This window comes from Sphingobacterium endophyticum, from assembly GCF_009733535.1.
Lineage (GTDB): Bacteria > Bacteroidota > Bacteroidia > Sphingobacteriales > Sphingobacteriaceae > Sphingobacterium > Sphingobacterium endophyticum.
The window spans coordinates 431243-452997 of record NZ_SMMI01000004.1; the positions used below are offsets into that span (position 1 = coordinate 431243).

Sequence of the window (21755 nt, forward strand, 5' to 3'; positions counted from 1 at the left end):
CCTATCTAACACCCCTGCCTAGCACCCCAACATCTTATGTCTTTTGTCTTTAGTCTTATGTCTTTAGTCTATCTCCCCCCATCATTATAGAAAATATATAATCCATCTTTCCCCGCAACAATAACATCCTTCCTCCCCGATTTCCTCAGGTCCTCAATAGAAAAATAGATCCCCGCACCTTTTCCTTCTCCCAATGAACCATAACTAATTATATTTTTTGTAAATGATTCACCATTCCATTTGAAGTAATAAACCCCAACAGGATCATTCGCTCCAGGATCATTGCCATTATGCGCCCTAAAGCGCTTCCCAGTCACAAGTTCCTCTACCCCATCTCCATCAATATCAACCCATTCCATTGTATGGTATTGTGAATTATACGGATCTATATTATGTTTTACCCAGGATCTCTTTCCTTTTGAATCTTTCTTCTGTTCATACCAATCCAGTCCATAGCCATGACCTTGACCCACAATCAAATCATTTAGACCATCTTTATTGACATCTACCACTAAAATTGGAACACTTGCATCACCAAAATCAAAATCTGTATGATGAAACCATTTTCCATTCGGGTCTTTCGGAGCTTCCAACCAACCATTATTTAGTATGATATCGATGCGCTTATCCTCATTTACATCTCCAAATCCTAGACCATGCCCCTGTTTATCGGCAACATCAACCTTCTTAAACTCACCCGTTCCCTGACCCTGAGCATTTCTAATCAATTTATAGTACTTCAGAGGTTGATTCGGATTATTAGGAATGATTTCTACATGTCCATCCCCATCTAGATCATATGCCCTAGTTGTTTCAATATTTCCAGTTTCATCGATGACATGCTTTTTCCAGGGACCATTATTCCCAGGATTTTCAAGCCAGAAAAGCGTCGCTTCAAACCAGCCTCCTGTTATGATGTCCATTTTTCCATCCCCATTTACGTCAATGGGTATGGTTGAAAAATCATCCCAATACTCTTGAACACGTTTAACCTCGGTAATGAAATGTCGTTGAATAAACGTAGGTCCCTCATACCAGAATGCTCCAGAAATTAAATCAGGATGCCCGTCAGCATTAATGTCAGCCACGCCAACAGACTCATAGGTTTCCGAAGAAACCTTATGTTTTGTGAAGTGTATTGGCCCTTTTTTCGGGGCATCATGCTCTTTCTCTTGGCCGAATGCTGATGCAATAATACCAAGGGATAGGCTTATAGTGGTTAATAATCGCATAACTCAAGTTAACAATGAACTTTTATTCAACTGTCATGCAGTGTCATGCCTCCATAAAAAAAGCCGCCCGAAGGCAGCTTTTAAATATCATTGGATATAATTTACAAAAATAAACTATATATCAATTTTTGCATAACGAGCATTCTGTTCGATAAACTCGCGACGTGGAGCAACCTCATCACCCATTAACATTGAAAAGATACGATCACACTCTGCCGCATTTTCAATTGTTACTTGACGAAGAGTGCGTCTTTCAGGATCCATAGTTGTTTCCCATAATTGTTCCGCGTTCATCTCTCCAAGACCTTTGTATCGCTGAACATGTACGCTATCTTCTTTTCCAGCACCTTTCAAACGTTGAATAGCTGCCAAACGTTGATCTTCGGTCCATGCGTATTCAGAATCTTTACCTTTTTTAACCAAGTACAATGGTGGAGTCGCAATATAAACGTATCCTCGCTCAATTAATTCTTTCATATAGCGGAAATAGAATGTCAACAATAATGTCGCAATGTGCGATCCGTCGACATCGGCATCCGTCATAATGATGATCTTATGATATCTAAGTTTTTCGATATTTAATGCTTTTGAATCCTCAGCAGTACCAATACTTACGCCTAAAGCAGTGAACATATTCTTGATCTCCTCATTTTCGTAGATCTTATGTTCCATTGCCTTTTCAACGTTCAATATTTTACCTCTCAAAGGCATGATGGCCTGTGTAGCACGGTCACGTCCCTGTTTTGCAGTACCACCCGCAGAGTCCCCTTCGACGAAGAAGATCTCACAACGATTCGGATCCCTGTCAGAACAGTCAGCAAGCTTTCCTGGTAAACCAGAACCTCCCATCACTGTTTTACGTTGAACAAGCTCTCTTGCCTTACGTGCAGCAGCACGAGCTTGAGCAGCTATCACAACCTTCTGAACAATCTGTTTTGCCTCCTTAGGATTTTCCTCTAAGTAAGAACTTAAGATTTCACCTACGGCTACATCTACAGCTCCCATAACCTCAGAGTTACCCAATTTAGTTTTGGTCTGTCCTTCAAACTGTGGTTCAGCAACCTTAACTGAAATTACAGCCGTTAACCCCTCACGGAAGTCATCCCCTGTAATCTCAACCTTCAGGTTCTTCAATAATCCTGAATCATCAGCATATTTCTTCAATGTACGAGTCAATCCTCTACGGAAACCCGCAACATGAGAACCGCCCTCAACTGTATTGATGTTATTCACGTAAGAATGTACATTCTCAGAATAAGTATCATTATACTGAAGTGCCAATTCTACTGGAACTCCCTGCTTAATACCTTCAACATAAATAGGCTCAGGAATCAATGCAGTTCTGTTACCGTCCAAGAATTTCACAAACTCTTGAAGACCGCCTTCAGAAAGATATACATTCTTCTTAAACTCTCCGTTATCCAAGATCTCTCTCTCATCAATCAATGTCAGGGTAATCCCTTTATTCAAAAATGAAAGTTCTCTCAAACGGTTTGCTAAGGTGTCGTAGTTATATACTGTAGTAGTAGTAAAGATCTCTGGATCCGGTTGGAAGGTAACAATAGTACCTGTAACATCACTTACCCCGATTTCTTCCACATCAGCTCTAGGTTTTCCTTGTTCGTATTCTTGGACAAAGATTTTTCCCTCTCTGTGAACCTCAGCACGTAGCAATGTAGACAAGGCATTCACACAGGAAACCCCAACACCGTGTAATCCTCCAGAAACCTTATAGGTATCCTTATCGAATTTACCACCGGCGTGCAATACCGTCATTACAAGCTCTAATGCTGATTTCTTTTCTTTTTTATTAATTCCTGTCGGAATACCACGACCATTGTCGCGAACAGATACACCGTTATTTTTTAGAATGGTTACGACAATGTCGTTACAATATCCGGCAACAGCTTCATCGATTGAGTTATCGACTACTTCATAAACCAGGTGATGTAGACCTTTTACGCCTGTATCACCGATATACATAGAAGGGCGCTTACGTACTGCTTCTAATCCTTCTAATACCTGGATATTATCCGCTGAATACGTAGATGCATTTTTATTTTCTTCGCTCATGAAAATCCTTTAAAATTACTGTTGATTAACTCTCAAAAATACGAAATTTTGTCCTAATAATCAAATAAAAAAGGCAATGTGAACGGGCAAAATTAACATAATTTAGCTATTCAATTTATCTAGGAAATATCCGTCTTTCTATAATATTTGATTTTTTTATCTTAGGTTTGTCATTATCAAAATCGAAATACAGTATAAAGAATGAATAAACTATTAAAAATTACCTTAGGTCTTGTTGCTACTGCAGCAATTGTATCATGTAATCAACAGGCTGGAACCCCAACTGAAAAAAGTACTGCTCCTGCTACAACAACCACTGTAGCTGCTGACCCAACCGACAAAATCGCATATGTAAACTCAGATACTCTTTCTGAAAAATATCAATATTTCAAAGATGTTCGTGCTAAATTAGAAGCGAAAGTAAAGAAAGCTCAGTCTGACCTTCAAGCTAAAGGCCAAGCATATCAACGCGAATTAGCTGAATATCAACAAAAAGCTGCTACAATGAGCGCTTCGGAACGTCAGGCAACGGAAGAACGTTTGGTAAGACACCAAAATGATTTAGGACGTATGGACCAAAATGCTTCCACTTCAATTGCTCAAGAAGAACAAACGGAATTCACTAAAGTCTATACAACCATTACTGATCATTTGAAGAAACATTCTGAAGATAAAGGTTACAAATTGGTGTTAACTTATTCCAAAACTAATCCAGCTGTACTTTATGCTGATCCTAAAATGGACATAACTACTCAAGTACTGGAAGCTTTGAACAAAGAATACAAAGACAAAAACGCTACTCCAAAAAAATAAGGCATTCTAAAACATAAAAAAAACAGGTTCCAAAATATTGGAACCTGTTTTTTTTGACCCTAATCTTTATTATTTGATTTCTGCATTAATCTCACTAAATTTCAACTTTAAACAACAGGTATGGTAAGACACATTCTCCGAAAAGAAGAAAATGGCTATGATTGGTACGAAATTCTCAATCCTACATTGGAGGATTTTACAGAATTAAAAACCAAATACAACCTCAATGATGCTTCTATAAAGGACTGTCTTGAAATTGGACACCTTCCAAAAATCGAAGAATTTGAAAACTATCACTTCCTTATTTTAAGATCTATCGTTGAAAATTTCCCTGAGAGCTCCGATACTCTTGCTGATATCACCTTACGAATCTCTGTATTTTATGACGAAGATTTCATTATTACTGTCCACCGTAATGAAATAAAATTATTGGATGAACTCATCGATCTGGACAAATCAAATAAGAAGTTAAAGTCGAGTAAAAGCTTAGTAAATAGTTTAGTTTCCCAATCGCTAAAGACTTTTGAAAACTTAGTCATTAACGACTTGGCTTCCAAGCTGGATGACTACGAGGAAATTGTATTCCTTCATCGCAAAAGAAAACCTTTCTTAATGAAGCTGTACTACCTCAAAAGACAAATCGATTTGATTCGTATCATTCTTACCTTGTACAAGGATATTGTGGATTACTTCCATATGCCTGAATATCAGAATATCTATACACAAGACCTTCGGGATATTTACTCAAGAACAAATACGCTTTTTAGGAATATCGGTGAAAACACAGCTCAATTACTTTCTGTATACTTCAATATAGAATCAAACCATACCAATGAAATTATGCGTATTCTAACCATAATTTCGGTTTTCTTTATGCCATTAACCTTTATTGTTGGGGTTTATGGAATGAATTTTAAATATATGCCAGAAATTGAATGGAGGAGTGGATACCCTGCCGTTTGGATTGTAATGGTCCTAGTTTCTGTTCTGATCTATATCTGGTTCAAAAGGAAAAGATGGCTATAACAATGGGGATTTTTTAGGAGTTGTCGCTACAAAATCCTTTAAATAGAAGGGCTCAAAGTAAGCGACGTCTTCAAATTGCTGTCCTAAAAATTTATCATAGGATACTCGATTTTGATAGGTTGCAATAGAATCAAATGATGTAACAACCTGTATATTTTGATGATTTTTAAAAGTATCCTCGAATTTATCAGCTCCTGAACCGAAGAGAATAACCTGATGACCTGCATTCAAAAATTCATCAAAGCTATTTTCATCAATAATCAAAGCTTCCGTTTCTTTCAATAGCATACCCTTAGAATCGAATACCGCAGTATAAACTTCTCTCCTTCTAGCGTCGATCATAGGCACTAAAAGAGATTTCGACTCAATAGCTGACTCATATTCCCTCAAATACCCCGCAACAAGGGCCTCTAGCGTATTATTGGCTATCAACGGAATATCCAATCCATAACAAAGTCCTTTTGCTGTAGAAACGCCAATTCGAAGTCCTGTATAAGAACCCGGCCCCATACTAACTGCTATGGCTGATAACTGATCTAATCTTAAACCAGCTTTCTCCATCAGGTTTTGAATAAACACAGTAAGTTTTGTAGCATGTAGATTTGGCTCTTCACCAACGATAGACAACACATTGTTTCCATTTTTTGCTAGCGATACGGAACAAAGGTTTGTTGCAGTTTCTATCGAAAGGATATATTTATCAGACATAATGATTAAGGTACTGGATCATGACCATGTCCACCCCAAGGGTTGCAGCGGACAATTCGTTTTATAGTTAACCAACCTCCTTTAAAGGGGCCGTATTTAAGAATCGCTTCCTTACCATATTGGGAACAGGTAGGAGAATATCGGCAATTTGCACCTAACAAAGGCGAAATAAAAATTTGATAGAAACGGATAATCACTAAAAAAAGCCACTTCAACGGTAGCTTAATTCCCTTTTCCCAGATCAGATTTAGTAATTTCATTTTCTATTCTTCCTATCAGTTGTTCCATTTTCCCCTTTAAGGCTTCCAATGGCAATTTGTCATTGCTCACATATTGTATGGCCAACAACAAATTTAAGGAATGATCCTGTAAAAATGAATAGAGCTTATCCTTTTCAAGTCTATAGGATTCGCGCATCAATCGCTTCAGGTAATTCCTGTCAACGGCTTTTTTGAAACGTTTTTTAGGAACCGAAGTGATGACTTGTGCCGGAAAGTTTTGTTCGGGATCCGTAGGTCTGCTAAGGAACACTACGCGTAAAGGATATACAACAAAAGAAGAACCATTATGGAAAAGATCGTCAATTGACCTTTTACTACATAATCGTTCTTCTTTTTTAAATGTATATTTTTTCATTGCGATGACCATACAGCCGGCTAAAACAGCGCGGTCCCTACATCACCGGCAAGAGTAAAATTATCCTTTGTGACGGCTTTCGTCAGATACTGAAAGGCGTTTTCTTCCTTTTGCTCTACGAGAAGCAAGTACTCTTCTACCATTAGCAGAGCTCATACGCTCTCTGAATCCGTGTTTGTTTCTTCTTTTTCTTTGCGAAGGTTGAAATGTTCTCTTCATGACGCTTTATGCTTTTTTAAATACTTTTTATCAAATTATCCCTCAAAAGAGGAATGCAAAAATAAAGTTTATTTCACAATTACGCAACACCCAAAAACTAATAAATAAAAAAAAGCAAATTATTTCGGTTAATATCCTCCATAATTTGCTTTTAACAACGATTCAACGATTATTTATTTTTTAAAATATCACGAATCTCTGTAAGTAAAGTTTCTTCTTTCGTAGGTGCTGGTGCCGCTTCCGGTGCCTTAGGCTCCTCTCTTTTCAATGAATTAAGTCCCTTTATCACCAAGAAAATACAGAATGCAATGATTAAAAACTGAATCAATACATTAATAAAGTTACCATAGGTTACCGCGACTTCAGATACTCCTGCAGCCTCATTACCTTCTTTAATCACATACTTCATTTTGGAAAAGTCAACTCCGCCAGTGATAAAACCAATCGGTGGCATAATAATATCGTCAACTAATGATGTGACAATCTTACCAAAAGCTCCTCCAATTACCACACCGACTGCTAAGTCAATAACGCTGCCGCGCATGGCGAACTCTTTAAATTCTTTGAAAAATCCCATAAGTTTTAATAGTCTAAAAAGTGAATATAATTTAATTAAATAGTTTTTCCTGAAATTAGTCTCGTTAGATGTATATCAATACAAAAAAAGTAGTTTACTTTCAGAAACTAAAATTAATTTCGAAATAATTGAGTATTTTTAAACTATATACAACGTAAAAACCGTAAAATAATTTTAAAACTAAATGAATACGTTTAAAATTATTATATTTGAGGAAACAAATTAACTACTAAAAACAATTTTTCAACCTTCAAATCCATTGGTTGAATAATGTAAAATGGGTGAATCTAGGTAATTTGTGTAATAATCTTTATGAAAAAAATACTAATAGCCGACGACCATATCATTGTACGACTGGGGGTATCAACAGCAATCAAAGAAACTCTGAAGACTGTTGAAATCATTCATGCTCAAACTTATGATGAGGTATTTGCACAATTAAAAGCATCAACATTCGACCTACTCCTATTGGACATTAATATGCCTGGAGGTAATAACATCAAAGTTATTAAAGAGTTGTTGGATATTCAGCCTGACCTTAAAATCCTTGTATTCTCATCCTATGACGAGACGTTATATGCTTTAAGATATATTGAAGCTGGAGCTGCCGGTTATGTCAATAAAACGACAAGCATGACCGAATTCACCAACGCCATCAATAGCATCTTTGAAAGAGGACGTTATATGTCGGAAGCGATTAAGGATTTATATGTGCAGAAACTTACAACTAGCAAGTCAAAAGTCGATAGCCTTAATCCATTATATAAACTTTCAAATAGAGAAATGGATGTTGCCAGACACTTGATTGAAGGCTTAGGAATTATTGAAGTCTCTAACAGACTTAATTTGAGCTCTTCTACAGTCAGCACTTATAAAAGTAGAATTTTCGAAAAGCTGGGTGTACACAACATCCCAGATTTAATATCCCTGTTCAAAATGAACGCAGATAAGGAATAACCTCGAGGTTATTCCTTATTTTTTTACTAACCAATTCTAAGATTTGGTTAGCTCATCCATCGTCATCACTGGAATATCTTCCCTTGAGACAATTTTTAATTCTTTCTGTTCAGTAAATTGATATCCTTGCGATCCTAAATTCCATAGTAAAGGCGAAAGAAAATTGATACATGCTTGCGCTCCTTGATTTATCGCTGCTAGCACATGCGTATCCTTTGAATTTTTAGCTTCATTCTCAATTTCAAATGGCCCCGAAAATCCACGGTCATGAAGCACCTCCACAAAGCTATTCCAATCCATATCATCAGTACCTCCAAAACCTGGTAGCATCGCCATATAATGATGTCTATCCCAATCATTTTGGGGAATACTTACTCCCGCCTTGACGGCTAATTGCTCATTGACCTGCTGCATAGGATACATCCCTCCCCACTCTACGCGTGCTTTACTACTCAACATTCTCGTTGTCTTGACATGAATACGCTTTAAGCGTGATATATCCATTTCTTCAATAACCTCTACCGGATCTGTATTCTGCCAAATATCATGTGAAGGATCATAGATTTCCCCATGGGCTTTACTAGGAATCATGGCATACATCAACTTCCTTGCAGCTAAAACACCGGGCAGGTTATTGAATGTACTGGTATATCGTGAAGAGCGCCATCCCTCCATAGGGCAATTTTCATAAACAATGGTAACACCTAGGCTTTCCGCATAAGCAACGATCGGTTCAAAAACTCTTTTATACTCATCTAGATTTTTCTGAAATCCATCAATTTCATTTCCCAATTCATGGTTATAGCCAACGAAGGTCCCTACTAAAATGTTGTTCTCATCACCACCCATTAAATAAGCTATTCTAATGAGTTTTAAGAGATGATTTTGGTTTTTAATACGTTCATCCTCATTACCCCCAATCATGTTCTCAAAAGCCCCCAATGACAGCCTTAAACCCTTTGCATTAAACGCCTCCAATGTACGCTTGGCATCTTCAACTGAAAAAGATTCATAGTCCAAATGTGTCGCTGTATGATCTGCTCTTGCACCATCCTTTCGAAATACACACAAATCGATTCCCTGTGCTCCCAATTTCGAGGCGGCATCCAATAATTCAGACTGATTTAGCTCGTTGTAGGCTGAGCTCATTAACCAAATGGGGTTTTGAAGTTGTTTCATTTATTATTCATTTATTTATTCAAATATAACCATAAAAAAAGCCCATAAATGGGCTTAGATTGTAACAGTGTCTGATGAAAATTATTTTTGATTCTTTAGACCCTGAATTCCTAGGCGTAAATCTTGCGCTAAAGTTTTAATATCTTGTAGACCTTTTCTTACACGTGTACCTGCAGCACTATTGCCTTTTGTGAAAAATTTGTCAGCATCTCCTTCTAATCCGTCAATTAAAGACTTTAACTCTTTGAATTTATCAATACTTGCCATAACTTTTAGATTTATTTATAATTTTTTTAGTAACTCACTTAAAATTAACATCTTTTTTCAAGAATCAAAATCTAATAAACAATTCTTTTCCCTTTCACAGTATTTATACCATCCTTATTTCCACTTACTTATCTTATAATTCAATAAATACAAAATAAAAAAGGTGACTTTTTCAAGCCACCCTTAATTTATTAAATAGGATAAGATTAATCTACGTTATCGTGTAGAAATGAATTGTTCGGTCTAATCTCAGTCTCCCCATCATCAAATGACAATGTAAAACGTGAAACCTGTGATTCTGACGAATGAGGAACATCATCTAATGTCTTCTGCTTTCTTTTGTAAGCAGGCTCATTCTCCAATTCTTGAAGACCATTGGAAGATTTTAACTTCATGCTCAACTCTTTCAAACGAAGGATACGCTCCTTAGTTTTCAATAATTGATCTTCGAAATTAGTTTCTTCTTTTTTAGCTTCTTCTAACTCGATCTCAGCCTTAGGCTGAACTTCATTCACTTGTTCTGGAATTATTTCTTCCTCATTTTCTTCTGTTGCATTGTAGGCATCAAAAACGGTAGGAAGTTTAAACTCAAACATAGATGCTGAAGTCTTTAATTCAAAACCATGTGGGTTTGGATCTTCCTCAACTTCTTCAACATCAGAATTATCTTCAAATTCTAACGTGTGACGAATCATTTGAGGCTCGTTTTGCTCAATTGAATTTGCATTCACTTGCTTTGAAGCTAAAGTAGCTTTGCTAGAAAACAAATCCGTTTGAGGAACTTGATTTGTTGGTGTATCCGTTGGTACGCTAGGCTTTACAAAAGAACTAGACTCAACATTTGCACGGTCAACAAATTGATTGGTTGCTACTGGTTTTACGAAAGCAGAAGTTGGAACTTCTGGTGTCAAGGGAATAGCGATTTTCTCCATCTCTTTCTCTTTTACACGCTCTTCTGAAGTCTGGAAGCCAGTTGCTATAATTGTTACCGAAAGTTCGTCCTCGAAATTCTCATCGATACAGTTACCCCAAATTAAGTCTGCTGATAGACCAGCTTTCTCTTGGATATAATCTGTTACGATGGCAACCTCGTCCATTGTTACTTCACGTGTTCCAGAAGTAATGTTTAATAGAATATAACGTGCACCTTCGATTTCATTATCTTTTAATAGTGGAGAAGCCAACGCGCCAGTTACAGCATCTAATGCACGTTGTTCACCTGTTGCCACAGCATTACCCATGATAGCAACACCAGAATCGTTCATTACTGTACGTACATCCTTGAAATCGACGTTCACATATCCAGGGATAGTGATGATCTCTGCAATACCTTTTGCCGCAGTGGTTAAGATATCATCCGCTTTCGCAAATGCTGCTGTCATTGTCAAATTTCCAAAGATCTCACGTAAACGATCATTTGAAATCACTAAATAAGAATCTACATATTTACGCAATTCTGAAAGTCCATCTTCAGCTTGCATACGACGTCTTTTTCCTTCAAATGTAAATGGAGTAGTTACGATCGCTACTGTAAGGATACCTAATTCCTTTGCTGCTTTCGCAAGCACTGGACTAGCGCCAGTACCGGTACCACCACCCATACCTGCAGTAATGAAAAGCATCTTCGTATTGGTACCCAACATACGTTTGATATCCTCAATACTTTCGATAGCTGAATTTTCACCTACATCAGGGTCTGCTCCCGCACCCATTCCTTCAGTAAGACTCGCTCCTAATTGTACTTTGTTTGGAATCGGACTCAACTCCAACGCTTGCGCATCAGTATTGCAAACGATGAAATCAACACCACTAATTCCTTGCTTGTACATGTGGTTGACCGCGTTGCCGCCGCCTCCACCTACACCAATTACCTTAATAATTGATGAGTTCTCCTTTAACATTTCAAATTGTATCGACATATATTTTATCCTATTTAATTCTTCATCAATCTATTACGTTAACACAACGTAAGTCGACAATCCTAATGTAATATTACCAAAATCTTAACAAGAGTTTTCCACATTTGTTAAATTGTGGAAAAAACATACTGATGTTGATAATTATTTCTTCCCAATGAAAGTATCGTCGTCTATATCCGCCCCATCTTTAATCCAGTCCCCTAAAAATCTAGCTAACCAGCCCTCTTTTTTGTGCTGCCCATCCGCTATCTCTTTAACGCCTTCTTTCTTGTTTTCTTTTGTTGTTGGAGCAATCTTTTTGATGAATTTTTCTTCGTTTCTCTTTTCCTCTTCTTCGATCGATTGAATTCCTTTAATCAATAAACCAATACCTGTTGCATATAATGGGCTCTTCAACTCATCAAATGCCTGCTTGTTCAACATATCAGTCTTAGCTAAATATTCATTTGGATATCCAATACGGCAATCGATCCCTGTGATGTATTCAACCAATTGTACTAAATGTTTCAATTGTGCACCACCACCTGTAATTACGATACCGGCGATTAGCTTGTTCTCATATCCTGAAGCCTTGATCTCATAGTAAACATGCTCAATGATTTCTTCCATTCTAGCCTGAATGATATAAGCCAAGTTCTTTACCGAAATTTCTTTCGCCTCTCTGCCCCTGATTCCAGGTACACAGATCACTTCATTCTCTTTATTTTCATCTGCTAATGCAGAACCATATCTTACTTTTAATTGTTCAGCTTGGTTACGCAATACTGCACATCCTTGACGGATATCTTCTGTCACGATATTTCCTCCCAAAGGAATTACTGCCGTGTGGCGAATAATGCCTTCATGGAAAATTGCAACGTCAGTTGTTCCTCCACCGATATCCACTAAAACAACACCTGCAGTCTTCTCCTCTTCATCCAACACAGCCTCGGATGATGCAAGAGGTTCAAGAATCAATTCAGAAACTTCAAGATCAGAGTTGTCTACACATCTCTTGATGTTTTTAATGTCCGTTACGCGGCCAGAGATGATGTGGAAATTCGCTTCCACCCTTCTTCCTGCCATACCAATCGGCTCCTTAATTCCAGGTTCGTTGTCAATCGTAAATTCTTGCGGTAAAACATGAATGATCTCCTCTCCTGGAGGAAGTACTAATTTGTACATGTCAGAAATTAAACGTTCGATGTCCAAACGTCCGATTTCGTCATCGTCATTCTTTGTTAAAATACCACGGTGTTGGATACTCTTGATGTGCTGTCCTGCAATACCCACATTGACAACTTTGATGTCAACATTGGATTGCCCTTCAGCCACAGCAACAGCTTCGCGGATGCTCGTAACCGTTTTCTGGATGTTCGCAACAACCCCACGGTTTACTCCCGCAGATTCCGCTTTCCCTACACCTAATAACTCAACCTTGTTCGAACCACTACGACGACCTACCGTAACGCAGATCTTCGTCGTACCGATGTCCAACCCTACAATGATTGGATTCTCTTTTTCATTTTCTACAATTCTAGGTTTCATATGCTGTGTTTGATGCTGTATGTAATTTATTTCTTAAATCTTCTTATTTATTTTCATTTGTAAACTGTCAATGAACCAATCGCCCTTGCGCTCGCAAACGATTTGCCCACTATACTTAACATTCACTTTGCTGTAGGCATCCGTCCCTACTTTCGGTAAAATATGGGTATAGAATTTTTTTAACCTATCCAATTTATAGCTCAATGAATCCGCATTGCCTATAACTAATTGTTGGTTTCCTACTCTTGGAACGATCTCTATATCTTTCTCATCATTCACATATAACTGCACAATCTGATTGCTCCACAATTCATCGCCTTTGGTTTCTTCAACAATTTTTACCAAGTCTTTCACCATCGTACTTTGAACCGGCTCCAAAGCTTTTTTATAACCTTCGCGAATATTGCCGTTCGCAACCATCACATGGGGCACATACTTCAAAGTAACCGGTATTTTGCTCCCTTTCGAATCAACATAATATTCTTGTCCTACTTGATTGATAATCCTTACAACCACCTCACGCTGTTGAACTGCAACCTGCATCGTTCCATCCATGTCCATGTGAACATCTGCTGCCGATACATAAGGTGACTTCATCAACTCGGTTTCAATTTTCTGTAATGGCAACTCATTCAATTGCTTTCCTACAACAATCCCAAACTTCTCCTTGATCATTGAAGAAATATCATTCTGGTCGATAAAGGTCTCTTTTCCTTCCACCATAACCTTCAAAGCTGTACATACCTGAACCTGATCCTTCTTGTTGACCAAACTCATCAACATACCTACCCCGACGATTGCCACCAAGCCTAAGAAAAAATAGCCTACTTGTCGCCATTGTATATTTCTTATTCTATTTAACATGGTTCAATTCTTCTTTTAAAGGTTTTACCAATTTGTCTATATCTCCAGCACCCACCGTCACCAATAACTCCGGCTCTTCGTTCTTCACGATCTCCAAAACTTCTTCGGGACTAACTAGGCGTTTATTATCCAATTCAATTTTATCTAACAACCATGTAGAATCAACTCCGGGAATTGGCAACTCTCTTGCTGGATAAATTTCCATCAGCAATAATTCATCTGCCAATGCCAATACTTCCGCAAACCCATCTACAAAATCACGTGTCCTACTGAACAGGTGCGGCTGAAAAACAACCGTCAATTTTTTATTTGGGTAAAGTTTTTTCATGGATGTCAAAAATGCTCTCAACTCCTCAGGATGATGTGCATAATCATCGATGTAAACCTGATTGTCATTCTTCACGATATATTCAAAGCGACGTTTTACTCCGCTGAACGCTGACAATGCAGCAACAATCTTATCCGCTGATATATCCAATAGTTTAGCTACCGTAATTGCCGCTACTGCATTTTCAACATTATGCAATCCAGGAATGCCTAAATGTATATCCTTGATTGTTAAATCCGCTGAATGGTAGTCGAAATAAAATTCTCCATTCTCTACGCGAACATTTTCCGCATACGCATCACATACTTGCTCTCTTGCATAACTAATATCCCCAGTAAAGGGAAGACCTAGCTTTACGATTTTCTTACCTCCATCAACAACTCTATCCAAAAACATCTCAAAAGACACGATCAGCTCCTTAGGATCTCCATAGATATCTAAGTGGTCCGCATCTGCCGAAGTGACAATGGCGATATTTGGATGTAAGGTCAAGAATGAACGGTCATATTCATCAGCTTCCACAACAACAACATCATTATCTCCGAAAAGAACATTGTTCTGGTAGTTTGTACTGATACCACCTAAAAAGGCTGAACAGTCATATCCACTATGTTTAAGAACATGCGCCACCATCGTTGAGGTGGTCGTTTTTCCATGGGTTCCTGCAACAGCAATGGTAAATCTGCTCGCAGAAATAAATCCTAATACTTGTGAACGCTTAAATAATTCATGACCTCGGTCAACAAAAAATGCCTTCAACTTTAAGTCCTTTGGAATTGCTGGTGTGAAGATAATAAGCGTCTCCTCGTTAGCTTCTTGAAATGCCGCAGGGATAGATTCTACCTCATCCGAATATGTAATCGGCATCCCTTCTTGTTCCAAAGTTCTTGTAAGTTCCGTTGACGTGCGGTCATAACCTGCCACCTCACAACCCATGCGACTAAAATAACGAGCCAATCCGCTCATGCCGATTCCTCCGATTCCCAGTAGGTAAACTCTTTTTATTTTGTCGATATTCATATCCTCTATTTCTCTATTAATCTCAATACTTCTTTTGCAATTACTTCATCAGCATCTGCCAACGCAAGCTTGTTTATGTTTTCACTTAACTGCTTCTGTTTAGATACATCTTGAAACAAATTTAAAACGGTTGGTACCAAGCTCTCCCTTGCAACGGAGTCTTTAACCATTAATGCAGCATCCTTTTGAACTAGTGCATCTGCATTCTTTGTTTGATGATCATCGGCCACATTGGGCGATGGAACTAAGACTACGGGTTTTGCGATGACACATAGCTCAGAGATTGTTCCTGCACCTGCTCTCGCCACAATCACATCAGCGGCAGCGTAAGCATAATCCATGCGCTCTAAAAACGGCATCAACTTGATTGATTCCGGTAAGCTTTCTCCAAGTTCAGCCTGCAATTTCTCGTAGTAATAGCTACCACATTGCCAGATCACCTGAATCCCTGCTTCCACTAGTTCCGAAATACCCGATTTAATGCTGTCGTTTAAGGTCAATGCTCCTAAACTCCCTCCTGTAACCAGTAGAGTTCTTTTTTCATGATCCAATCCAAATGCATGAATTGCTTCTTCGCGTTTTCCCTCGATTGCAACCGATGATTTACGGATTGGATTCCCAGTCAACAAAACCCGATCCGATGGAAAGAATTTCTCCATTCCCTCATAAGCAACACAAATCTTCTTCGCCTTGGCTCCCAATTTTTTATTGGTAACTCCAGCATAAGAATTCTGTTCCTGAATCACGGTCGGCAATCCCATCATATTCGCCATCATCAATAATGGACCTGATGCATAACCTCCAACTCCTACAGCAGCCTCAGCTTTAAAATCTTTAAGAACTTTCCTCGCCTTCCATAAGCTTTTAATCATCTTAAATGGAAGACTAATATTTTTTAATGGTGATTGACGGTTTATACCCGCGATATCCAAACCTACAATCTCATATCCCGCTGCTGGAACCCTGTCCATTTCCATCTTCCCATTGGCTCCAACGAATAAGATTTCAATATCCGGAGATATGTTCTTTAACGCATTAGCAATTGCAATCGCAGGAAATATATGTCCTCCTGTTCCGCCTCCACTTATAATTACTCGATGCGCCATTCAATCAATTATTAAATTGTACCTACCACGACTTTGCGAGGTGCCTTTACAACTTCTTTTTCTTCTTTAACTTTTAACTCTTCTACATTACGGCTCACACTCAGGATAATTCCCAATGCCACACTTGTAAATAAGATGGAGGTACCTCCCATACTGACCAATGGCAGGGGAACACCTGTTACAGGGCCCAAACCAACGGCAACAGCCATGTTCGCTAACGCCTGTATGGTTAAACTGAATCCTAATCCGGCCGCCAGAAAAGCTCCAAAGGCCCGGGGACTCAGCGTCACAATCCGTATACACCGATACATTAATGCGATATACAGAAATAATAAAACTGCCCCTCCTATCGTACCATATTCTTCTATGATAATTGCAAAGATAAAATCAGAATAAGGGTGTGGTAAAACGTTCCTTTGAACACTGTTCCCAACTCCTTTACCAAACATCTCGCCAGTCGCTATCGCAATTTTCGCGTTGTTTGCCTGATAGTTTTTATCGTCTTGAAAGGAAGTTTTCCCGTCATGGACCTGCTCGGTATTGAAGAAACCCTGGATCCTACTTAAATAAGTTGCTCGCCTAGGCCCTAGGAAAATAACCAGCATTAATAAAACTCCACCTCCCATACAAACCACTGCGATCTGTTTGAAACTGATACGGCCAATCAAAAGCAATAGAACACTTACTCCAAAGAGCATTAATGCTGTAGATAAGTTCGCCCATGCAATCAGGACAAACACAAAACATACTGCTCCCATAATCGGAATAAAGGATTTCTTTACGTCCTTGATCTCTTCCTGTTTGCGAGAAAGCATCCTTGCCAAAAATGTAATCAATGCCAACTTGGCTAAATCGGAGGTCTGGAACGTTTGATTAATCACTGGAATGGTCAACCAACGGCTCGCTTCGTTTACCTTACTTCCAAATACCAAGGTATATAGCAACAACGGAATCGTGATTACCATCAATAATTTGGAAATACCCGCATAATAACGGTAATCCAATTTATGAGACAGATACATCAATGCTAAACCTGCAACAACAATAAAAAGATGCTTGAATAAGTACAATTCAGTACCTTTTCCTTCTTTGTATGCCAAAGTTCCTACTGAACTATAAACAGCCAATAGTGACCAGATGGATAATAAGATCACAATGATCCAAATCCATTTATCGCCTTTTAGTTTAGAAAAAATGTATTCCATTGTTCCTCCTTAAAATTATAATGTCATTACTGCTTCCTTAAACTTATCCCCACGATCTTCGTAGTTCTTAAACCAGTCAAAGCTTGCACATGCTGGCGACAACAATACAGTATCACCTTTTTTAGCCAAATGAGAAGCAATCTGAACTGCATCGCTCATAGAAGCACTATTTACAATGACATCTGTATCATCTTCAAAGGCCTCATGAATACGACCTGTATCTTTACCAATGCAAATGATAGCCTTAACCTTTGAACGAACTAAGTCTTTCAGCATCTCATAATCATTTCCCTTGTCAACGCCACCCATAATCAATACGATTTCTGTTGAGAAACTCTCCAAAGCATACCATACCGAATTCACGTTCGTTGCTTTTGAATCATTGATATAATTAACCCCTCCAATACATGCTACATGTTCCAACCTGTGCTCTACGTTCACAAATGACCCCATGCTCTCCTTCATCGTTTGGTTCCTTAATTCTTGAACCTTTGCAATCAGTCCCGAAGCCATGTTGTTGTAAACATTGTGCTTGCCTTGCAGTGATAATTCTTCAATATTCATGATAAAAGCTTCTCTATTTGGTATTAAAATATTCAAATTCTTGTCCTCATCCAGATACGCACCCGCATCCACTATTCCTTCTTGTGTAAATGGCAGATGCATAGCCTCTGTTGTATGCTTTTCCAAGGCTGCCATCGTTTCAGGATCATCTTTACAATAAATAAAGTAATCCGAAGGAGTTTGATTTTGAACCATGCGGAACTTTGAGGCCACATAATTCTCCATCTTGTATTCATACCGATCTAAATGATCAGGCGTAATGTTCAATATCACTGCTACGTCTGCTCTGAAATAGTACATATCATCCAACATAAAACTGGAGATTTCCAAAACATAAGCCTCATGTTGCTCTCTAGCAACTTGTAGCGCGAAGCTATTACCAATATTTCCTGCAAGCCCTACGTTTAAACCAGCATGCTTCAACATGTGGTAGGTCAGCATTGTTGTCGTTGTTTTTCCGTTCGACCCGGTGATGCATAATAATTTTGCATCGGTATATTGTGCGGCAAACTCTATCTCCGAAATAATCGGAAGGTTTAGCCCTCTCAATTCCTTAATTAATGGAGCCTTCTCTGGAATACCTGGACTTTTAACGACCAGTGCTGCATTGACGATTAACTTGTTGCTATGCTGCCCCTCCTCAAATGATATCCCCTCTTTTTCCAAAGTAGCCTTGTACGTATCAGCTATTGTCCCCATATCTGATACAAACACATCAAATCCCTTATCCTTTCCAAGGATTGCCGCGCCAACACCACTCTCTCCTGCACCTAGAATTACTAGGCGGCCAGACTGTGGGTAATATGTATGTGCAATATTTGGCATGACTATCTTACTTTCAATGTTACGATGGTTAAGATGGCTAAGATGATCGACACAATGACAAACCTGGTCACGATCTTAGACTCATGGTAACCTTTTTTCTGGTAATGGTGGTGCAATGGAGACATTAGGAAAATCCTTCTTCCTTCTCCATATTTTTTCTTGGTGTACTTGAAATAGGATACTTGTAGGATTACCGACAAATTCTCTATCAAGAAAATTCCACATAACACAGGGATCAACAATTCCTTACGGATCAAGATTGCAAATGCAGCGATAATACCCCCAATTGCCAAACTTCCCGTATCTCCCATAAATACCTGCGCAGGGTAGGCATTGTACCATAAAAATCCTGTACATGCTCCAACAAATGCTCCTGCAAAAATTACCAGCTCCCCAGAATTTGGAATGAACATGATATTCAGGTAGTCGGCAAAAATGATGTTACCGGATACATAGGCAAGAACAGCTAGGGTTATCCCCATAATTGCTGAGGTACCCGTGGCCAGTCCATCAATACCGTCCGTAATATTTGCTCCGTTGGAAACTGCCGTAATAATAAATACAACAACAACTAAGAATACAAAGAACGTTGCCATTGGGCTATTGATACCGAATACATCCAAAACTTTGGCGTAATCGAACTCATTGTTTTTATAAAATGGAATGTTTGTCTTCGTTGACTTCACATTCTCTGCGTAAGTTTTCTCGCCTGTTGACGGATTGATAATAACCTCCACCGGTCTCGAAGAGGTTGGATTTGCTACCGTCTGTCTTGCTACAATTTCCGGATGAAAATACATGGTAATCGCTATCAAAACTCCCAAACCCACTTGCCCAATAACCTTGAACTTACCCGCTAACCCTTCTTTGTTCTTGCGGAAAACTTTTATGTAATCATCTAAAAATCCAATCGCACCCATCCAAACCGTCGTGATAATCATCAGAATGATGTAGATATTGTCCAATTTTGCAAAAAGCAAGGTTGGGATTAAAATACCTGCTATGATGATCAAACCACCCATTGTTGGAGTTCCCTGTTTCTTCTTCTCCCCTTCTAATCCTAAATCACGAATCGTTTCTCCTACTTGTTTTTGATGCAATAAACGAATCAATCGGCTACCGTAAACCGTTGTAATGATCAACGAAAAGATAACTGCCATGGCTGTACGAAACGAGATAAATTGGAACAAACCTGCTCCTGGTATATGTACGTGCTCGTTAAGCCAAGTGAATAAATAGTATAGCATGCAGTTTAATTATGTTCGTTAAAAATCTTTATTAATTCCTCTTTGTCATCAAAGTGGTTTTTTACTCCGTTGATATCTTGATATTTCTCATGACCTTTCCCCGCTACCAAGATCACATCTCCTGGCTGTGCCAAATGAAATGCCGCACGGATAGCCTCTCTTCTATCGGTAATCGAGAAAACATTTTTCTTTTTGTCTGCAGGAACACCAACTTCCATCTCCCTGATAATCGTCCCAGGATCCTCCGTCCTTGGATTATCAGATGTCAATACCACCTTATCGCTCAATCTTGCAGCAACTTCCGCCATCTCAGGTCGCTTGGTCTTATCACGATCGCCGCCACATCCTAAAACCGTTAAAATCTGCTGACCCGGTTTTCTTAATGACCCAATAGTTTCCAAAACATTTTCGACTGCATCCGGTGTATGTGCATAATCAACAATTGCAACAACCCCTGTTGTCGACTTCATTGTATCAAATCGCCCTTCAGCTCCTGTTATCTCACTCAATGCCATTAAAACTTTTACAGTTTCTTGTTCCAATAATATGGACGCTCCGTAAACAGCCAATAGATTATATGCATTGAAATCGCCTACCAGTTTCACCCACACTTCTTGACCATCAACCTGCAACAGCATGCCGTCAAAATGGCTCTCCAATATCTTTGCTTTAAAGTCCGCCATCTGATGTAAACCATAGGTTTTCTTATGAGCAAATGTATTCTGTAGCATCACCATTCCATTCTTGTCATCAATGTTGGTCAATGCAAAAGCATACCGGTCTAAATCGTCAAAGAACTTTTTCTTTGCTTTGATATAGTTTGCAAAAGTGCCGTGGAAATCCAAGTGGTCATGTGTAATGTTGGTGAATATCCCACCGGCAAATTTTAACCCTGCAATTCGTTGTTGAACGATTGCATGTGAACTTACTTCCATAAAGCAATAGTCGCATCCGTCTTCCACCATTTCCTTTAAAAGGAAATTTAATGAGATCGGATCCGGTGTGGTATGAGTTGCTTCCACAACACGATCACCTATTTGATTCTGTACGGTTGATAACAATCCAACATGAAAGCCCAATTTGGTAAACAGGTTAAAAAGCAAGGTCGCAACGGTTGTCTTTCCGTTAGTACCCGTTACTCCGACCAACTTAATTTTTGAGGATGGATTACCATAAAATGTTGAAGCCATGACGCCCAATGCATATGCTGAATCTCCAACTAGTACATATACGACATCCTCTTTAATATCTTCTGGTAATTCTTCAACTAAAACAACAGACGCTCCTAATTCAATCGCTTTACCAACGAATAGATGCCCATCTGTTTGGTGCCCCCGAACTGCCACAAACATACTGCCCTTAGCAGCTTTCCTGGAATTCAGGCATAGCGAGCTAACCTCTGTCTCCAGAGACCCACGGTAATCAATTACCGGAATAGCATGTAGCAACTCTTTTAATAACAT

General features: G+C 38.8%; 21 protein-coding genes. 3 read left to right on the plus strand and 18 right to left on the minus strand.

The window, feature by feature from the left end; genetic code table 11:
- Positions 1-68: 68 nt before the first annotated feature.
- Positions 69-1232: an FG-GAP repeat domain-containing protein gene (locus tag E0Y80_RS07585; RefSeq protein WP_156307054.1), complete on the minus strand. Its 1164-nt coding sequence runs from the start codon at positions 1230-1232 to the stop codon at positions 69-71.
- Between the two features lie 114 nt (positions 1233-1346).
- A complete protein-coding gene (gene gyrB / locus E0Y80_RS07590; protein ID WP_156307055.1) occupies positions 1347-3305 on the minus strand; it encodes a DNA topoisomerase (ATP-hydrolyzing) subunit B in 1959 nt (652 codons plus the stop codon).
- A 201-nt stretch (positions 3306-3506) separates the two neighbouring features.
- Between gyrB and E0Y80_RS07595 the strand changes: the two genes are divergently transcribed.
- Positions 3507-4118: an OmpH/Skp family outer membrane protein gene (locus tag E0Y80_RS07595; RefSeq protein WP_156307056.1), complete on the plus strand. Its 612-nt coding sequence runs from the start codon at positions 3507-3509 to the stop codon at positions 4116-4118.
- Between the two features lie 120 nt (positions 4119-4238).
- Positions 4239-5144 (plus strand): CorA family divalent cation transporter, encoded by a 906-nt coding sequence (locus E0Y80_RS07600; protein ID WP_156307057.1) that lies wholly within the window; start codon positions 4239-4241, stop codon positions 5142-5144.
- Here the strand turns inward: E0Y80_RS07600 and tsaB are convergent.
- The 5 genes from tsaB to mscL all read right to left on the minus strand — a co-directional run bounded on the left by tsaB (position 5139) and on the right by mscL (position 7284).
- Positions 5139-5852: a tRNA (adenosine(37)-N6)-threonylcarbamoyltransferase complex dimerization subunit type 1 TsaB gene (tsaB, locus tag E0Y80_RS07605; protein WP_156307058.1), complete on the minus strand. Its 714-nt coding sequence runs from the start codon at positions 5850-5852 to the stop codon at positions 5139-5141. The genes E0Y80_RS07600 and tsaB overlap by 6 nt on opposite strands.
- Positions 5853-5857: 5 nt before the next feature.
- Positions 5858-6112: a membrane protein insertion efficiency factor YidD gene (gene yidD / locus E0Y80_RS07610; protein WP_156307059.1), complete on the minus strand. Its 255-nt coding sequence runs from the start codon at positions 6110-6112 to the stop codon at positions 5858-5860.
- Positions 6075-6488 carry a ribonuclease P protein component gene (locus tag E0Y80_RS07615; protein WP_156307060.1) on the minus strand — a complete coding sequence of 138 codons (414 nt, stop codon included), beginning with the start codon at positions 6486-6488 and terminating at the stop codon, positions 6075-6077. The genes yidD and E0Y80_RS07615 overlap by 38 nt, the downstream gene beginning before the upstream one ends.
- A 60-nt stretch (positions 6489-6548) precedes the next feature.
- Complete coding sequence (gene rpmH / locus E0Y80_RS07620) at positions 6549-6707, minus strand: 50S ribosomal protein L34 (RefSeq protein ID WP_099371782.1); 159 nt, start codon at positions 6705-6707, stop codon at positions 6549-6551.
- Between the two features lie 169 nt (positions 6708-6876).
- Positions 6877-7284 carry a large-conductance mechanosensitive channel protein MscL gene (gene mscL / locus E0Y80_RS07625; protein WP_156307061.1) on the minus strand — a complete coding sequence of 136 codons (408 nt, stop codon included), beginning with the start codon at positions 7282-7284 and terminating at the stop codon, positions 6877-6879.
- A gap of 312 nt (positions 7285-7596) precedes the next feature.
- On the opposite strand from mscL, the gene E0Y80_RS07630 reads away from it, so the two are divergent.
- The gene (locus E0Y80_RS07630) at positions 7597-8241 is read left to right on the plus strand and encodes a response regulator transcription factor (protein WP_156307062.1); all 645 of its coding nucleotides are present in this window, start codon (positions 7597-7599) and stop codon (positions 8239-8241) included.
- Positions 8242-8277: 36 nt separating this feature from the next.
- On the opposite strand, the gene E0Y80_RS07635 is transcribed toward E0Y80_RS07630, so the two are convergent.
- The 11 genes from E0Y80_RS07635 to E0Y80_RS07685 form a co-directional block, all read right to left on the minus strand.
- Entirely contained in the window at positions 8278-9420 is a 1143-nt protein-coding gene (locus tag E0Y80_RS07635; RefSeq protein WP_156307063.1) for a sugar phosphate isomerase/epimerase family protein, read from the minus strand.
- An 81-nt stretch (positions 9421-9501) separates the two neighbouring features.
- Positions 9502-9687: a histone H1 gene (locus E0Y80_RS07640; protein ID WP_156307064.1), complete on the minus strand. Its 186-nt coding sequence runs from the start codon at positions 9685-9687 to the stop codon at positions 9502-9504.
- Positions 9688-9893: 206 nt separating this feature from the next.
- Positions 9894-11606 carry a cell division protein FtsZ gene (ftsZ, locus tag E0Y80_RS07645; RefSeq protein WP_156307065.1) on the minus strand — a complete coding sequence of 571 codons (1713 nt, stop codon included), beginning with the start codon at positions 11604-11606 and terminating at the stop codon, positions 9894-9896.
- A gap of 141 nt (positions 11607-11747) precedes the next feature.
- The gene (gene ftsA, locus E0Y80_RS07650) at positions 11748-13133 is read right to left on the minus strand and encodes a cell division protein FtsA (protein ID WP_156307066.1); all 1386 of its coding nucleotides are present in this window, start codon (positions 13131-13133) and stop codon (positions 11748-11750) included.
- A gap of 33 nt (positions 13134-13166) precedes the next feature.
- The gene (locus tag E0Y80_RS07655) at positions 13167-13997 is read right to left on the minus strand and encodes a cell division protein FtsQ (protein WP_156307067.1); all 831 of its coding nucleotides are present in this window, start codon (positions 13995-13997) and stop codon (positions 13167-13169) included.
- Positions 13987-15345 (minus strand): UDP-N-acetylmuramate--L-alanine ligase, encoded by a 1359-nt coding sequence (gene murC / locus E0Y80_RS07660; RefSeq protein ID WP_156307068.1) that lies wholly within the window; start codon positions 15343-15345, stop codon positions 13987-13989. The genes E0Y80_RS07655 and murC overlap by 11 nt, the downstream gene beginning before the upstream one ends.
- A 5-nt stretch (positions 15346-15350) precedes the next feature.
- Positions 15351-16451 carry an undecaprenyldiphospho-muramoylpentapeptide beta-N-acetylglucosaminyltransferase gene (gene murG, locus E0Y80_RS07665; protein ID WP_156307069.1) on the minus strand — a complete coding sequence of 367 codons (1101 nt, stop codon included), beginning with the start codon at positions 16449-16451 and terminating at the stop codon, positions 15351-15353.
- A gap of 11 nt (positions 16452-16462) precedes the next feature.
- Entirely contained in the window at positions 16463-17656 is a 1194-nt protein-coding gene (locus tag E0Y80_RS07670) for an FtsW/RodA/SpoVE family cell cycle protein (RefSeq protein WP_156307070.1), read from the minus strand.
- Positions 17657-17671: 15 nt separating this feature from the next.
- Positions 17672-19045: a UDP-N-acetylmuramoyl-L-alanine--D-glutamate ligase gene (gene murD, locus E0Y80_RS07675; RefSeq protein ID WP_156307071.1), complete on the minus strand. Its 1374-nt coding sequence runs from the start codon at positions 19043-19045 to the stop codon at positions 17672-17674.
- A gap of 2 nt (positions 19046-19047) precedes the next feature.
- On the minus strand, positions 19048-20292 hold the full coding sequence (gene mraY / locus E0Y80_RS07680) for a phospho-N-acetylmuramoyl-pentapeptide-transferase (RefSeq protein ID WP_156307072.1): 1245 nt from the start codon (positions 20290-20292) through the stop codon (positions 19048-19050).
- A gap of 5 nt (positions 20293-20297) precedes the next feature.
- Entirely contained in the window at positions 20298-21755 is a 1458-nt protein-coding gene (locus tag E0Y80_RS07685) for a UDP-N-acetylmuramoyl-L-alanyl-D-glutamate--2,6-diaminopimelate ligase (protein WP_156307073.1), read from the minus strand.